The organism is Sphingopyxis sp. BSNA05 (genome assembly GCF_013265645.1).
In the GTDB taxonomy this organism is placed as follows: Bacteria; Pseudomonadota; Alphaproteobacteria; order Sphingomonadales; family Sphingomonadaceae; genus Parasphingorhabdus.
Genome location: NZ_PYIA01000105.1, coordinates 31,969 through 47,801, shown reverse-complemented (window position 1 = coordinate 47,801; position 15,833 = coordinate 31,969). Strand labels below are relative to the sequence as shown.

General features: G+C 58.9%; 16 protein-coding genes and 2 pseudogenes. 6 read left to right on the top strand and 12 right to left on the bottom strand.

Going from position 1 to position 15,833, the window contains the following annotated elements; translation table 11 throughout:
• Window positions 1-28: 28 nt before the first annotated feature.
• The 10 genes and pseudogenes from dmpG to C8024_RS13100 form a co-directional block, all read right to left on the bottom strand.
• Window positions 29-1,077, bottom strand: a pseudogene (gene dmpG, locus C8024_RS13150) (4-hydroxy-2-oxovalerate aldolase).
• A 14-nt stretch (window positions 1,078-1,091) separates the two neighbouring features.
• Window positions 1,092-2,033 (bottom strand): acetaldehyde dehydrogenase (acetylating), encoded by a 942-nt coding sequence (locus C8024_RS13145; protein WP_173205949.1) that lies wholly within the window; start codon window positions 2,031-2,033, stop codon window positions 1,092-1,094.
• Window positions 2,034-2,048: 15 nt separating this feature from the next.
• Complete coding sequence (locus tag C8024_RS13140) at window positions 2,049-2,846, bottom strand: fumarylacetoacetate hydrolase family protein (RefSeq protein WP_173205945.1); 798 nt, start codon at window positions 2,844-2,846, stop codon at window positions 2,049-2,051.
• Window positions 2,847-2,909: 63 nt separating this feature from the next.
• A complete protein-coding gene (locus C8024_RS13135) occupies window positions 2,910-3,464 on the bottom strand; it encodes a TetR/AcrR family transcriptional regulator (protein ID WP_254305901.1) in 555 nt (184 codons plus the stop codon).
• Between the two features lie 200 nt (window positions 3,465-3,664).
• Window positions 3,665-4,555, bottom strand: a complete 891-nt coding sequence (locus C8024_RS13130; protein ID WP_173205925.1) for a VOC family protein — start codon at window positions 4,553-4,555, stop codon at window positions 3,665-3,667.
• On the bottom strand, window positions 4,552-5,460 hold the full coding sequence (locus C8024_RS13125; protein ID WP_173205923.1) for an alpha/beta fold hydrolase: 909 nt from the start codon (window positions 5,458-5,460) through the stop codon (window positions 4,552-4,554). The genes C8024_RS13130 and C8024_RS13125 overlap by 4 nt, the downstream gene beginning before the upstream one ends.
• Entirely contained in the window at window positions 5,441-6,607 is a 1,167-nt protein-coding gene (locus tag C8024_RS13120; RefSeq protein ID WP_173205920.1) for an acyl-CoA dehydrogenase family protein, read from the bottom strand. The genes C8024_RS13125 and C8024_RS13120 overlap by 20 nt, the downstream gene beginning before the upstream one ends.
• Before the next feature lie 5 nt (window positions 6,608-6,612).
• The gene (locus C8024_RS13115) at window positions 6,613-7,719 is read right to left on the bottom strand and encodes a Rieske 2Fe-2S domain-containing protein (RefSeq protein ID WP_173205917.1); all 1,107 of its coding nucleotides are present in this window, start codon (window positions 7,717-7,719) and stop codon (window positions 6,613-6,615) included.
• A pseudogene (locus tag C8024_RS21875) lies at window positions 7,716-8,377 on the bottom strand (FAD-binding protein). Before C8024_RS21875 ends, C8024_RS13115 begins: the two are co-directional and overlap by 4 nt.
• A 29-nt stretch (window positions 8,378-8,406) precedes the next feature.
• Window positions 8,407-9,402 (bottom strand): FAD-binding protein, encoded by a 996-nt coding sequence (locus C8024_RS13100; RefSeq protein ID WP_173205911.1) that lies wholly within the window; start codon window positions 9,400-9,402, stop codon window positions 8,407-8,409.
• A gap of 546 nt (window positions 9,403-9,948) precedes the next feature.
• On the opposite strand from C8024_RS13100, the gene C8024_RS23515 reads away from it, so the two are divergent.
• Genes C8024_RS23515 through C8024_RS21865 form a run of 6 tightly spaced genes read left to right on the top strand, consistent with a single transcriptional unit; the run spans window position 9,949 to window position 14,931 of the window.
• Entirely contained in the window at window positions 9,949-10,482 is a 534-nt protein-coding gene (locus C8024_RS23515; protein ID WP_367947334.1) for an acyl-CoA dehydrogenase family protein, read from the top strand.
• Window positions 10,401-11,105 (top strand): acyl-CoA dehydrogenase family protein, encoded by a 705-nt coding sequence (locus C8024_RS23510; protein WP_367947333.1) that lies wholly within the window; start codon window positions 10,401-10,403, stop codon window positions 11,103-11,105. Before C8024_RS23515 ends, C8024_RS23510 begins: the two co-directional genes overlap by 82 nt.
• Window positions 11,106-11,107: 2 nt before the next feature.
• Window positions 11,108-11,884: an SDR family NAD(P)-dependent oxidoreductase gene (locus C8024_RS13090; protein WP_173205909.1), complete on the top strand. Its 777-nt coding sequence runs from the start codon at window positions 11,108-11,110 to the stop codon at window positions 11,882-11,884.
• A 1-nt stretch (window position 11,885) separates the two neighbouring features.
• Window positions 11,886-13,154: an acetyl-CoA hydrolase/transferase family protein gene (locus C8024_RS13085; protein ID WP_173205906.1), complete on the top strand. Its 1,269-nt coding sequence runs from the start codon at window positions 11,886-11,888 to the stop codon at window positions 13,152-13,154.
• A complete protein-coding gene (locus C8024_RS21870) occupies window positions 13,151-13,798 on the top strand; it encodes an FAD-dependent oxidoreductase (RefSeq protein ID WP_254305899.1) in 648 nt (215 codons plus the stop codon). The genes C8024_RS13085 and C8024_RS21870 overlap by 4 nt, the downstream gene beginning before the upstream one ends.
• 20 nt (window positions 13,799-13,818) lie before the next feature.
• The gene (locus C8024_RS21865) at window positions 13,819-14,931 is read left to right on the top strand and encodes an FAD-binding protein (protein WP_254305898.1); all 1,113 of its coding nucleotides are present in this window, start codon (window positions 13,819-13,821) and stop codon (window positions 14,929-14,931) included.
• Here the strand turns inward: C8024_RS21865 and C8024_RS13075 are convergent.
• The gene (locus C8024_RS13075) at window positions 14,877-15,284 is read right to left on the bottom strand and encodes an SDR family NAD(P)-dependent oxidoreductase (RefSeq protein ID WP_173205903.1); all 408 of its coding nucleotides are present in this window, start codon (window positions 15,282-15,284) and stop codon (window positions 14,877-14,879) included. The two genes, C8024_RS21865 and C8024_RS13075, sit on opposite strands and share 55 nt — an antisense overlap.
• Window positions 15,268-15,630: an SDR family NAD(P)-dependent oxidoreductase gene (locus C8024_RS13070; protein ID WP_173205900.1), complete on the bottom strand. Its 363-nt coding sequence runs from the start codon at window positions 15,628-15,630 to the stop codon at window positions 15,268-15,270. The genes C8024_RS13075 and C8024_RS13070 overlap by 17 nt, the downstream gene beginning before the upstream one ends.
• Between the last annotated feature and the right edge of the window lie 203 nt (window positions 15,631-15,833).

Below are 15,833 nucleotides of genomic sequence, written 5' to 3'. Positions count from 1 at the left end.
GCGCGTTGTCGTTCCTCCGGCGTTTCCATCAAACGCGCTGTTCGGTCTGCTGCTTGGCAAGCATATCGAGCGCGACGTCGACAATCATGTCTTCCTGGCCGCCAACCATCTTCCGCCGTCCGAGTTCGACGAGAATATCGCGCGTGTCGATTCCATAGGTTTCGCTGGCCTTTTCGGCATGGCGAAGGAAACTGGAATAGACCCCGGCATAGCCGAGCGCGAGCGTTTCGCGATCAACACGCACCGGACGGTCCTGCAGCGGTCGGACGAGGTCCTCCGCAGCATCCATCAGCGCCATCACGTCGCAACCATGGTTCCAGCCCTTGCGTTGAGCAGCGGCGACGAAGACTTCCAGCGGAGCGTTACCGGCGCCGGCGCCATCCCCGCCAGACTGGCGTCGATGCGGACCGCACCTTCCTGGGCAGCCACAATCGAATTGGCAACGCCGAGAGAGAGATTGTGATGGGCATGAATACCGCGCTGCGTCTCGGGTTTCAGCACCTTGTCATAGGCGCGCAACCGGTCGCGCACCCCGTCCATGTCAAGCGCGCCGCCGCTGTCGGTGACATAGACGCACCCCGCGCCATAGCTTTCCATGAGCACAGCCTGCTCGGCCAGCGCTGGGGCGTCGATCATATGACTCATCATCAGAAAGCCCGAAACATCCATGCCCAGATCGCGCGCGATGCCTATATGCTGTTTCGAAACGTCGGCTTCGGTGCAATGGGTCGCCACACGGACTGATCTTACGCCGATATCATAAGCGCGCTTCAATTCGTCTACCGTGCCGACACCGGGCAAGATCAGCGTGGTCAGAACGCTGTTTTCTAGGATCTCTGCTACCGCCTCGAGCCACTCCCAGTCGGTGTGGGCGCCGAAACCATAGTTGAAGCTCATCCCGGAAAGGCCGTCGCCATGGGCGACCTCGATCGCGTCCACGCCCGCCTTGTCGAGTGCGGCGGCAATAGCGCGCACCTGATCAATGCCGTACATGTGGCGAATCGCGTGCATGCCGTCGCGCAGCGTTACGTCCTGAATATAAAGCTTGTCCCCGCCGGAAACTTGAAACTTTGTCATAGTGCCTCCTTTGCTCACGACGCGGCGGCGGCCATGCGCCGCTCGGCCAAGAGTTCGCCGGTCGCCTTGGCGGCGGCGGTCATGATGTCGAGATTGCCCGAATAGGATGGCAGATAATCGCCTGCTCCTTCCACCTCGAGCATGATCATCGTCTTCATCCCGGTAAACTCGCCGCGACCGGGAATCGTCAGTTTATTGTTGTCGCCATAGCGTTCGAACTGGATTTCCTGCTTGAGCCGATAGCCAGGCACATATTTTTGCACTGCGGCCACCATCTCTTCCACCGAAGCGCGGATCGCGTCCTCGTCGGCACCCTCGGACAGGGTGAATATGGTGTCGCGCATGATCATCGGCGGTTCGGCCGGATTGAGGATGATGATCGCCTTGCCTTGTTCAGCTCCGCCGACCTTCTCGATCGCGTTCGCCGTAGTGCGCGTGAATTCATCAATATTTGCCCGCGTTCCGGGTCCCGCTGATCGGGAGGCCACTGACGCGATGATCTCGGCATAGGGCAGGCGGCTCGCCACCCGACGGACCGCGGCAACCATCGGGATTGTCGCCTGCCCGCCGCATGTCACCATATTGACATTGGGCGCGTCGAGATTTGCGGTCATGTTGACCGTTGGTACGGTGAAAGGCCCGATCGCTGCGGGTGTCAGATCGACCACCTGAATGCCCGCGGCGCGCAGCACTTGATCGTGAAGCTTGTGCGCATAAGCGCTGGTCGCGTCGAAAGCGATGCCCAGTTCGGGATAGCACTCCAGCTTCTGCAAACCTTCAATCCCTTCATGGGTGGTTGCGATACCGCGTTCCCGGGCCTGCTTTAGGCCGTCCGATTCCGGGTCGATGCCGACCACTGCCACCAGCTCCATATTCTGTTGATATTTGATCATCTTCATCATCAGGTCGGTGCCGATATTGCCCGATCCGATGATCACCGCTTTGGTCCGTGTCATTTCATGTCCTTTCGATCAGACGAAGTTCGCAATGCAAGAGCCGACAATTGTGCCGCCCTTGGCCGGGTCACGATCACTGAGTATCATTTCAAAGCGATCGCCCTTGGCAGCAGGAGCAAGCGGCACAAGGCTGCCAGAGAGGATGATGTCCCCCGCATCCAGAGTCACGCCATAGGTGCCGAGCGTGTTGGCGAGCCAGGCCACCGCCATCGCCGGATCGCCCTGAACGGCATTGCCCAGGCCTTCGGAAAGGGCATGGCCATTCTTGGCAACGGCAACATGCATGTCCGGCAATTGCAGTGCCGCCGGGTCGAGCCGTTCCTCGCCCAAAATGAACACCCCGCAAGAGGCATTGTCGGCCACCGTGTCGATGATCGAGATATTCCAGTCGGCAATCCGGCTGTCGACGATTTCAAAACAGGGCATGATATATTCGGTGGCGGCGAGAACATCCTCGGGTGTGACGCCGGGACCGCGCAGGTCATTCTTCAGCAGGAAAGCGATTTCGGCCTCGGCTCGCGGCGCGATCAGTTGGTGGGCATCGACATCAATATCGCCGACCACCCGCATGCGATCCGTCAGAAAGCCGAAATCCGGCTGATGCACGCCCAGCATGTCCTGCACCGCCTTGCTGGTCACGCCGATTTTCTTGCCAATGACGCGTTCACCCCGGGCTCGGCGCCGCGCCAGAAAATCGAGGCTTATGTCATAGGCATCGTGTATCGTAAGCGCTGGATCGCGGCCCGCAAGCGGCGCGATCGGCCGTCCATCCCTGAGCGCTGCAAACAGCATTGCGCCATATTCATTATTCATGATCTCTATCCTCGTCGATGTCTGATACGAAAGGTCCGCCACAGGCGGTCCATCGCGCTTGTTTCAGATTTCCAGGTCTGACTTCAGAAAGGCCGTGGATAGCCGGGCGAGAAAATCGACGAATTCGTCGTCGGTCATTTCAATATGCTCACCCATGATGAACTTGCGGATATTGGCGAGGATGCTGATCTCCAGAACAACCAGGGCCTTTTCCAGGTCTTGCGGCACGATCTCGCTGCGATGCTGCTCCAGCAGCGCCAGGTTGGTCTGGTGCGTGAACTTCTCGACCGAGAGATTCTGGGTAAGCTCGATCAGTTCGGGCGAACGTTTCGGGAGGAGATAGAAAAGCTCCTTCTTCTCGCGCAGATTCTCCAGCAGATAGCGATAGGCCAGTCGGCTCGCCTGCTCGAGCGGCATTTCTATGGCATCACGCAATATGGTGCGGATGCCGTTTGAAACCTTGGATACAGCGCGCTCGATCAGCGCGGAGATGATCGCATCCTTGTTGGGGAAATATTGATAGAGTGAACCGATGCTCACGCCCGCGCGTTCGGCGATATAGTTCGTGGTTACTTTTTCGTAGCCTTCGTTCACGATGATGATCTCGGTCGCTTCCAAAATCGAATCCGAAGTGAATTTTGCACGGTCTTGAATCGGCTTCTTGCGTCTCAAGGGCTTGCTTTCTCTTCCTTGCGGACGCCGAAACGGATTGGTGGCGTCGCCTGCCTTCTTATCGTGCCCGGAGCGTGTCCGGCTTATTGTTGCTGTATCGACCATAGTTTGTCTCATCTGAAAGAGTAATCCTTTTTTCGAGAGCGTCAGACCGGGACCTGATAGGCGTGCCCCCAATGGTCGGGCACCGAGCTTTTGGTCGGCTCGAAATCGGTCCAGTCGACCTGAAGTCCCTCACAGCCAATCTCGAACGGAATGCCACCGGGCCCGACAACATAGAAAGACAGCATATTGTCATTGCAGTGGCGGCCCAGGCTGGCCATGAGCGGCCGCTCCGCTGCCAGAACCCGGTCATGGCAGCGTCCGACATCATCAACATCTTCCATTTCCAGCATCGCGTGAATGACACCGGATGGTGAGGGCAACGAGGCGATCGCCAGACTATGATGTCTGGCATTTGCGGCATGAAGAAAACGGACACGAATCTTCGGGCCATTTTCGCCCGGCAACTGCATGTTCAGATCGTCGCTGTCGCCAAGACCAAGGATCGCGGTGTAAAAGGCATGCGTGCCCTCCATGTCCTCGCCTCCGGGGACCACGACATGGCCGAGCCCCATATCCCCGGTGACGAAGCTCTTCACCCCGACCGGTGACAGGAATGCTGTCTGGTCGAGGGTCCGGCCGTGATAGAATTCCAGCGGGTTGCCAGCCGGGTCGAAGGTGGTAAAAAATGCCGTTACCGCCCTGTTTTCCGCTTCGCTGTCGCTGCCATTGCGAATGGCGAAACCTTGTGCTTTCAGCGTCTCTAGCAAAGCCGAGAATTCTTCTTTTCCCGCCATTTCCCAGCCCAATGCGATAACGTGGTCCGCATCGCCGGGTTCGACGAGAATCCGAAAGGGCTGCTCGTCGATCTTCAGGGCGACGCTGTTATCGTCCTGCGCCACGTTCATGGCACCAACGACCTGCTCGCCGAACTGCCGCCAATCGTCGAGATTGGTGGATGAAAAGATGATATAGCCGAGGCACGAAATGGTCATCGTGCTTCTCCTGGGTCGGCCACCGGGCCAGAGGCTGATGTATCAGGCGCAAAGCGGGGCTTCAGTCGCTCAAGAAACGCTGCCATCTGGGCATCGAACATCTCCCGACGTTCGGCCATCACCCAGTGGCCGCAGTCGGCGACAATGGTGAAGGCACAGTCGGCACAATTGTCGATGAATTTCCGATAGCCGGTTGTCGGGCAGAACTGGTCCTCGCTGCCCCAGAAACCGATGATCGGGCAGTGCAGATTGCCAAGCTCGCCTTCCATATCTGCCACCCGCAATCGGGAAAGCACCTCGGTAGGCTGAAGCTGGAGGATCTCGTAGCGTTCGGCAACAAGGGCATCGTCAACCAGCGCCGGGTCCTTGACCAGCATTTTCAGCAGGCGGCGCATCCCGTCGAAATCGAGTTCGCCACCGGTAAAGGTCGCGATCATATGCTTGATCCCGGGCATCGCATAATAGACTTCGTTGCTCTCGATCCCGCCGGGTGCCATCAGCACCAGCCCGGCGACCAGCGCCGGATCATCAAGGGCGATCCTGATCGAAACCGCACCGCCCAGCGAATTGCCAACGAGCACGCATTTCTCGACACCGATCTCGGCGAGCGCCGCGCGAACCGTTCCAGCGAGCAATTCGGTCGTATAGTCGCGGTCGGTCGGTTTACTCGAGTAACCGAAGCCGACCATGTCGAACACGATCGCCCTGAAGTCCGCCTGATTGACCGCGTCCAGATTCTGCTTGAAATTGCTGTACCCGCTCGCGCCGGGGCCGCTGCCGTGAAGAAAGACGACGGCCGGCCCTTCTCCGCGGGACAGGTAATGCAATTCGAGGTCGCCTACCGTGACGAATTGTTCGCGCGGTACAGCACCGCCCGAGTGCGGATCAGATGAAGAAGTCGGCATTGTCACCTCCCAGAACCATATTGCCATAATTGCGTGCGAGCGGGACCGGGTTGTTGGCGACGTGCGCCCGGGTGATGTGGATGTCGTGCCAGATATTCTGGAGTGGCGCGTCGAGGAATACGCTGCGTCCACCACCGACATCGAACAGCATGTCGATCGCCTGCATCATCCGGGTGGCGGTTGTGCCGGTCTCGTAGCGGCAGCGCGCCCGATCGATCAGCGGGATTTCTTCACCGGCGTCGAGCTGCGCCGTCATCCTATCGAAATTGGCCAGCAGGCTTAGTTCCGCGCTGTCGATCAAGGTCTTTGCCTCGGCGACGCGGCGGACGATGTCCGGATCACCCATCAGCTTCGTCGGGTCGGTGCTGCTGCCGGTCGCCTTTTCCAGGAACAGTTTGAGGCCATGTCTTGCAGCACCAATTGACGGAGCCGCTACCGTGGCGGCGAAGATTTGTGCCCAGGGAAGCGAGTAAATCGGTTCGGCCTGATCATGCTTGATATTATAGCCGTCCATTTGCGAATGGATATGGCTGTTGGGAATGAACACCGGCTCTTCGATTACCACATCTTTTGACCCGGTGCCCTGCAGCCCCATGACATGCCAGGTGTCTTCAATCACATAGGCGCTGCGCGGGACGAGCATGGTCTGCAGCATCGGGCGGCCCTTGACGATCGCGCCGAGCAATGCCCAATTGCAGTGATCGCAGCCCGAACTCCAACCCCAGCGACCGTGCAACATCACGCCGCCGTCAACCTCCTCGGTCCGGGCGCCGACCGGATTATAGGAAGAGCTGACCCGTTCATCCGGATTTTTGCCATAAACTTCTTGCTGCGTCTCGTGATCCATCAACGCTATCTGGAAGGCGTGGACAGAGATGATGCCGCCGATCCAGGCCGTGCTCATATCGCGTTCGGCGATGGTAATCAGCGTGCGCAGCCATTGTTGTGGACTGGCACCAATGCCACCGAGCTTGGGCGGAATGAAGGCCCTGAACAGACCGGCCTCGCGCATCGCCTCGACCGACTCCTTCGGCACCATCCGGTCGCTGCGCGCGCTTTGCGCCCCGCGTGTCAGGATATCCAGATAGGGGTCGATATCGATGGGGCCGGTATTGGCCTTGATTTGGGCTTGCAAAACTGTGCTCATTTCTATCACTCCTCGCCTGTCGGCATAAGCTGGTTATTGGGTTCGACTTCTTTTGCGACGTCATGGGGCGGATCCTTGTGGATCGGCACATGGCGACCGCTCGCTAATTTGTAGAAACGCGTTTCTTCGCTGCGCGGATTGTAGAACTGGCGGTACCAGGTGCGACCAAGTTGAAAATTGCGCTCGGTCGGTATTCCCATGATCCGCGTCGCCGCTTTCTTGTTGGACCAGATCTCAAAATCCTGACTGAAGGCATTGAGCACTTCTGCCTGCATCGCTCTGGCGGCGGCTATCTCCTCGTCTCCGGGATGGTCGGTCGCAACCTTCATGAGATTATTGTGCCAGACCTTCACCGAACCATCTTCGACTGGCGTGTGAAAGATGAATTCTATGCCGCGGATATCGCCAATTGCCTGGCGTGACAGCAGCAGGCCCGGCCCTGTGTACCAGGTATAGGTGGTCAGCCAGGCGTCATATTCGCGCCGAAATCCGCCCTGGCGCTGAATATAGACATGTTTGGCGAACTCATTTTCGAAATATTGGGTCGGTGATCCGTGCGTCGGGCCGAGGTGATTGGCGTCGGCCATATTGTCCAGCACTTCCTGCGGGTGCACCGGCAGCATGCCGAGATGATCATAGGGGCCATTGACCCAGTTCGGGGCATCCCACTCCGCCAGTTGCGGTGGTTCGTAATGCGGCTCGTTGCCCTCGGGATCGTGCCACATCATGATCGCGCCCATGACTTCGCGCACAATATGGGACGCAATCTTCGCGGCTTTCGGACAGGGGCCTTCATAGTCTGGAATGTCGTTGACCATTCCGTCGGGCCCGTAACGCCATCCATGATAGGGGCAGCGAATGGCATCGCCTTCGATCTGCTCTTTATGCGCGGCGATCGAAGCGGTCTGCGAGCCGGCAAGATGCGCGCCCATATGTTTGCAGTGCGCATCAAGACAGATGATTTTGCCGCTTTCGCCTCGATACAGCGCAAAGTCTTTGCCGAAGAAACGCAAGGGCATCGGCGCTTTGCCGAGCTCCGACGCTTCGGCGACCATGAACCACCCGCGCGGAAAGTCGAAGCTGCCCAATTCATATTCGCTTGTTGTGGTCATGATCTCTGGTTCGTCCTTTGATTTAAATGGGAGTTCGATTGCATCAGTGCGTTGGCACCGCGAAATGCCATCGTCAGGGCCGGGCCAAGCGTGCAGCCCGCGCCGGGATATTTCTCTCCCATGATCGATGCGGTGCAATTGCCCGCGGCAAACAGTCCGGCAATCGGCGTGCCGCTGGTGTCGAGGACACGGCCGTCCTGATCAATCTTCAAACCGCCTTTTGTGCCAATGTCTCCGGGATAGAGCCGGGCGCGTAAAAGGGTGCCTGCTCAAGCGGACCGAGGCAGGGGTTGGGGAAAACGCGCTCGTCGCCATACATGCGATCGTGCGCATCCGAGCCGCGGCCAAATTCCGTGTCGATGCCGGTCTGCGCATATTCGGCCATCTTGCCTGCGGATTCCGCCATCCCTGCCGGATCGATGCCAAGCATGCAGGCCAGTTCCCGCAGCGAGGGTGCCTTTTGCAGCAGCCCGTCTTCACCAAATGCCGAAGGCGTCAGCCAATCCGGCGACATGCTCGATTGCAGAAGGCCGCCAAACATATATTTTTGGCGATACGTCCGGTCAAAGACGATGAAGGCGGGTACGCGATCTTCGCGGGAATAATCCTCACCATAGATGCTCTTGCCGTAGGAATTATAGGTGATTGCCTCGTTCATGAACCGTCTGCCGTGACGGTCGACAATCATCATTCCGGGCTTGGATTTTCAAAGAAAAGCACCACCGGCCGATCACCCCACAGGACCACCGGCGCCCACCAGGCTTCCTGCATCAGATCGGTGTCGGCTCCTATTGAGCGACCGGCGCGGATCATGTCGCCGCTATTGCCGGGGCTGCCGGCCGACCATTGCGCCCGGGTCGGCTTTGCCAGCGACTGCGACCGCAACTCCTGATCGGCTTCAAAACCGCCGGACGCCACCAGCACGCCGTGTTCCGAAGCGATCTTCCGGACCGAAGCTTCCTCCTCAACAGCGACCCCGCATATGCGTCCCTTTTCGCTGACCAGAGCCTTGACCGGCGCGTTGGTGCGGATCTCTATCCCGCGCTCCTGCGCAGCCAGCAACAGGCGCCCGACAAGCGCCTCGCCCATGCACAGCCTGCGGTCCCGTTTTCCTTTGACCCGGCCCGCGATATCGAGGGCATATTGCAGGAGCGCCTTGGCGGCGATCATTTGCCAGCCCTGGGCGACTGCCTGGACCTTGGACGCTTCGGTGATCGAAAGATTGATCCGTCCGAACGCTTTCGAGGCAGGTGGCATTTCTCTTAGAAGATATAAATACTCGCCGAGTGTTCGCCCATCAAGCGGCGCGCAATCCATGGTTCTGCCGCCGGGGCGCCAGCCGGGTGCCGAGGGGTAATAATCCGGGTAATGGGCGACCGGTGTATAAGCTACGCCGATGCCACGCAGATATTCGATCATTTCGGGCGCAGAATGGATATAGGTGCGGATCATATCGTCCGGGACCTGTTCTTCCGGGATGACATGCCGCAGATAGGCGAAGGCATCTTCGTCATTATCTTCGATGCCGACACTGCCGATCAATGCGTTGTTGGGCACCCAGATTCCGCCGCCGGACATTGCGGAATTGCCGCCAATATGGCCGGTCTTTTCCAGCAGGATCACATGCGCACCCAGATCGCTCAGCCGACAGGCGGCGGCAAGGGCGGCTGCCCCCGAACCCACTATGACAGCGTCATAATGCTCATCGAATTTTGGGTGGAAGCAGATTTCATGCGCCGCGCCGACCTTTGCTAGGCGCAATCGCGGCTTTCGCTTCGAACCACAAAGGCCCGCAGCGGCTTCCCCGTTGCATCTTGTCATCCCGGCCGGTCGGCAAATCTATTCTCCTCGTCCCTGATTATCGTCTATTCGGTGTGCACTGGTCCCATCGCCGGTGCTTCTCCGCCGCGATTGCGAGGAAAAAATCCCCGATCCGGCACGATTTCGTAAAAGGTGAGTATTGCCGTATGGCACTCACGTCATACTCGCCTTCGCTTCGCCGCGATCATGGTCGAGCGGGCGTTCAACAGCAGTAGCGACGACCTCAGTGGAGAGAGCTTGCACGGCTCGGGCAACACTGGCCGACTGGATATGTTGGGGAAGGGTTTTGATCAGTGCCGGTATTTAAAAGCCGGTTGTTCAAACACGAGTTAATATTGAGCCTGAATCTGGCCTAGCCGATTTCCAAAGCGCGTCGAACAGGCAACGCGTCTCGGAGTTGGAACTGCTATGAACGAAAATAATTTTCTCTCGATAGAACGGACTATTTTCGACGAAGAACATGAGATTTTTCGTTCCAGCGTGCGGCGATTCATGCGCGAACATGTCATTCCGAACATGGACAAGTGGAACAGGCAAGGCCATCCGGATCGCGATGTCTGGCTTGAAGCGGGCAAGCACGGCCTGCTTTGTGTCACGATACCGCCGGAATATGGCGGTGCGGGAGCGGATCGCAAATATAGCGCCGTGCTGATCGAAGAGCAGCAGCGCGCCAATGCAGCCGGGCCTGGCTTCGTCATGCATTCCGAAATCGTGGCCGGCTATATCTACCGTTTCGGGACCGAAGAGCAGAAACAGAAATGGCTGCCGAAAATGGCGCGGGGCGAACTGATCGGCTCGCTTGCAATGACCGAACCGCGCGGGGGTCAGACCTGCGCGCCATTTCGACCAAGGCCAGCCGCATGGAGGGCGACTATGTCATCAATGGCGCCAAGACTTTCATCACCAATGGCTATATCACTGACCTCACAATCGTCGCGTTGAAAACCGACAAGAATGATGGGTCGAGCGGTCTTTCCCTTATCGTCGTCGAAGCCGATCGAGAGGGGTTCCAGAAAAGCCAGCCTCTGGAGAAAGTAGGGCAGAAGTCTCAGGACGCCGCCGAACTGTTCTTTGACGATGTCCGTGTTCCGCAAGCCAATCTTCTCGGCGAAGAGGGCAAGGGCCTGCACTATCTGATGCAGGAGCTTGCCTGGGAACGGCTGATGATCGCGATCCGGGCAGTCGCCGGCTGCGAAGTCGCGCTCCAGAATACAGTGGACTACACCAAATCGCGTTCGGCCTTTGGACAAAATCTGATCGAGTTCCAGAACACCAAGTTCAAGCTGGCCGAATGCAAGACAAAGACACAGGTCGCTCGCGTCTTCGTCGATCATTGTATTGATCTGGCGGTCGAGGGCAAGCTCGATCCCGAATCCTCCGCAATGGCGAAATGGTGGTGCACGGAATTGCAGAATCGCGTGCTCGACGAATGCGTGCAGCTGCACGGCGGCTATGGCTATATGCTTGAATATCCGGTGGCCCGCGCATGGACCGATGCCCGGGCGCAAATGATCTACGGCGGCACGAACGAGATCATGAAAGAAATCATTTCGAGGAGCCTTTAACGATGGCCTTCGAAAAGGACTTTCCCGGCAGTGACGGCGCAGCGCTTGTCCTTGGCGGCAGCGGCGGTATCGGCAGCGCCATTTGCACCGCACTGGCCGAGGCTGGAACCGACGTTGCGCTCACCTATCGCGCCAACAAGGCAGCGGGCGAAGAGGTGGTTGCTGCTATTGAGACGGCCGGGCGCAGCGGAGCGGCCTTTCCGCTGGCCATGGAGGATCGCGCGGCGGTCGATCAGACCGTGCAGGATGTGATCAATCGCTCTGGAAGGATCCATACCGTGGTGAACGCCTCGGGCTCGCATATCGCGATGAAATTTCTCGGTGATATTCCGCCCGACGAGCTTTGGCGGGTCATGGAGGCGGATACCGCTGGTTTCTACAATATCGTCCACGCCCTGTTGCCGCATATGCGCGAAGAAGGCGGCAGTTTTGTTACCATCAGCACGACCGGGCTGTTCCGTTGGCCCAACAAGGATGCCCTCTCGGTCATTCCCAAGGCTGCGAATGACGCGATCATGACCGGCATTGCGCGGGAAGAGGGCCGCAACGGCATTCGCGCCAATAGCGTCGCCCTCGGGCTGATCGACGCCGGCTTGTTCCGCAAGCTCAAGGGCACGGCCTATGATGATCGCTATATTGACGCGGCGGTCCGCAATTCCGCTCTCAAGCGTCTTGGTACGGCCGAGGAGGTGGCCCAGGCGGTCCTGTTCTTCGCATCAGAAAGAGCGCGGTTCGTGACTGGACAGACGCTTGTTCTGGATGGCGGCTATAGTCTCTAGCATGAGGCCAAAAACAATCACCGCGGACCAGCTTGCAGCCCTGCTGAAGCCGGGAATGCGGGTGTTTGTGCAGGGAAGCGTGGGACAGCCGATCGCTTTGCTGCGTGCCATCGCCGAAGCAGAGCCCAGGGTTGAGGGCATCCACTTCGTCTCGCCGCTCACCCCCGGCTTGAATGGTTTTGATATCGGTGGTGACGGACAAGGAAACCGGCTCACCACATTTTTTAACTATCCTGCACTCGGTGCATCCTGGACAGCCGGTAGAGTGGATTTTGTGCCATCGCATTACAGCCGAATTTCCGACTGGCTGAAGGCGACCGGACCGATCGACATCGCGCTGATCCAGCTTGCGCCGCCTGATGCTGCAGGGCTGTGCAGTACCGGACTCTCCGCCGATTTCATGCCCGACCTTTTGCCGCATTGCGATTGCGTGGTTGCGCAGATCAATCCCGCAATGCCGGACCTGCCAGGCGCGCCGAAGATCGCTTTGGACGCGCTGGATTACAGCATTTTCATTGAGGAGGATCTGCCGGTTCAGCCCGTACCAAAGGGCGATGCGATCAGCGATGCGATAGCGGGCCATGTCGCTTCGATCGTCAATGATGGCGACACCATTCAATTCGGAGTGGGCCGTGTGCCGCAACTCGCTGTCGCTGGCCTCCATGGCAAAGCCGATCTTGGCCTGCACAGCGGGCTGATAACCCCGGTCGTGCGTCCCCTGATCGAAAGCGGAGTGCTCTTGGGCAAGCGCAAGAACGTAGATACCGGCTTGCACGTGACCGGCGCCGTCAGCGGCGACGCGGATTTCTACGAATGGATCGCGCAGCGGAGCGATTTCGCGATCCGTCCGGTTTCCTACACCCATGCGCACGCAACATTATCGAGCATTCGCAATCTTGTTGCGATCAATTCGGCCATCGCGGTCGACCTGTTTGGGCAAGCCAATGCGGAGATGGCTGGTTCGCGGCAGATCAGCGGCAGCGGCGGTCTGGTTGATTTTGTGCGCGGGGCCACCAGCGCACCGGGCGGCCGCTCGATCATCTGCCTTCCCGCCACCAGCCGCGATGGCACCCGGTCAAATATCGTCTCCCGCCTGAACAGCGTTGTCACGATCTGTCGAACCGATATCGATATCGTCATCACCGAATATGGCGTTGCCAGGCTGCGCCTGTTACCGCTCGACGCAAGGGCTGAAGCGCTGATAGCCATCGCAGCGCCTGCATTCCGGCAGTCTCTGGCAGAACAGTGGCAGAGGAGTGCGACGGGATGACCGGAAATATGGATGATAGCCTGGCTGATATTCCAAGTTTCGACGTTGTCGTCTGCGGTTCAGGCGCGGCTGGATTGCTGGCGGCAATCCGCCTCGCTGATCAGGGTCTCAAGCCCTTGGTGATCGAGAAAAGTGCCCGCTATGGCGGCACATCGGCAATTTCCGGTGGCGGAATCTGGGTGCCCGCGCACGGGCTGACCGATGATGGGGACAGCTATGAACAAGCAATGACCTATTTGCGCGCGGTGAGTCGAGGCGATGTCAGGGAGGAAAAGCTGGCCGCCTATCTTGCTGGCGGATCTGAAACGGTCAGCTATCTCGGCGAAATCGGCGTTGGGATGACCGCCAGCCCCGCAATTCCCGATTATATCGATGCGCCAGGGGCCAGAAGCGGCCGATCGCTGTTTCCGCTGGCGATTGACGGCAGTCAACTGGGTGAAGATTTCTATCGGTTGCGCGAGGCACCCGAAACCTATCGCCTGTTCGGCCGCATCGCCATGAATCTCGATGAGGGACTGGTGCTCGCCATGCAAAGGCGCGGCTGGATCGGGACGGTGGTGCGCTTGCTTGCGGGCTACTGGAGCGATCTTGGCTGGCGCAGAAAAACGCGGATTGATCGCCGTCTGACGATGGGCCGCGCGTAATAGGTGGCCTCCGTCTCGCGATGAAGAAGCGACAGATTCCCATCTGGTTTGATACCAGCCTGTGCCGGATCCGGCATAAGGGCGATCGGGTAGTGGCCGTCGATATTGAGCGCCACGGCAAGATGGTGACGCTGAAAACTCCGAAAGGGCTGGTGCTCGCCGCCGGTGGCTATGAGCAAAACCAGATACTTCGCGATCGTCACTTGCCGGTTGCAACCCAACGGGGCTGGAGCCTCACACCCCAGGGAATGAATGACGGTGTCAGTGTTGAACGCGCCGATGAACTGGGCGCCGATACGGAGCATCTGGATGCTTTCTGGTGGGCACCCAGCATCCTGTTGCCATCAAAAAGAGTGGCGAACCTGATATCTGCAGAAGCGATGTATTTCGATCATCGCCACCCTTTCAGCCTGTGCGTCAACCGTCTGGGCAAGCGCTTTGTCAACGAAAGCTGTTCCTATGACCGATTCGGGCAGGCGATGATCGCGGATCAACTCGCGACCGGTGCCAATCTGCCCTGCTGGATGATCTTTGACTGGAAGTTCCGCCGTCGCTTTCCCTGCGGCCCGATCCTGCCTCACGGCTTGCTGCCCGACCGGCGGATCCCGCCCGAATGGTGGGACAGCTATGTCTTCAAGGCAGACAGCCTGTGCGCGCTCGGGCGAAAGATAGCGGTTCCACCGGAAATATTGATGGCAACGGTGGCGCGGCTGAACGATTTTGCCATCACAGGACTGGACGAGGATTTCGGCCGAGGCAACGCGGCCTATGACCGCTATTTCGGCAAGCCGGATGTCAAGCCCAATCCCTGCGTCGGGCCGCTGGATACCGGTCCCTATTACGCGGTGAAAATCGAACTGGGCGACCTTGGGACAAAGGGCGGGCTGAAAACCGATAATGTTGCCCGGGTGATGAAGAAGGAAGGTACGGTTTTCGACAATCTATATGCCATCGGCAACAGCGCCGGCTCCCCCTTTGGTGACTGCTATCCGGGGGCGGGCGGAACGCTTGGTCCCGCGCTGGTTTTGCCAGGCTGGCGGCTGACGATCTGGGCCGCCGGGACCGCTAGACCGCAGCGCTACATATTGCAGGTCGCCCCGCCATCGATCCGCAGGCCTTCTCCCGAAACATAATCAGCCATCGGCGAGGCAAGGAAAGCGACGACCGGGGCGATGTCGGCGGGCTTGCCCAGCCTGCCGAGCGGTATCTTGCGGTTCCAATATTCAACAAACTGTTCGTCGGCCATATGCGCTTCGGACAGCGGGGTGACGATGGCGCCGGGCTGAACAAAATTGGCGCGAATGCCGAATGGCCCGAGGTCCACCGCCATCGCCTTACTCATGCCAGCGACCGCGTGTTTGGAGGCCACATAGGCGATGATCCCCGGGCCGGCCAGTTCCGACATGATCGATCCGGTATTGATGATCCGCGCATTGGCACTTTTTTCAGATGCGGCACGGCTTCGCGGGTCAGGCGAAAACCGCATCGACATTGAGAGCCATGACCTTTCGCCACATTTCATCGCTCGTGTCTGCCGCGCCGCCGGGGGGCGATATGCCGGCATTGTTGACGAGAATGTCGATACTGCCAAAGGCATGAATGGCGGCATTGACGATTTCTTGCGGCGCTTCGTCCAGCGTCACGTCGATCGCAAAGCGTATCAGGCCGTCATTCGGCGCATCGTCATTGGACCATCGCTCGCTCGGCAGATCGACGCCGAGCACCTGTGCGCCCTCGTCCAGAAATTTCTGCATGATGCCAGCGCCAATGCCACTCGCAGCGCCTGTTATGATCGCGATGCGGCCCGCCAGCATGCCTGTTTCATTTGCCATTCTAATGTCCTCTCCCTGGTCTTGTCGCCCTGTTGCATGGAAGGGCGATTGCCTTGTTGAGCCTATCGAAGAAGACCGGAGCAGAATATTCGCCTCTCGCTCGTTTCCCGGCGTCGCACCCGAATGGCGGGGATCGCAACGCTACCGCTTGCCGTCGAGAAAGCGGGATACGAGTTTCAAGTGAGCAACCGGGACCGATAGCG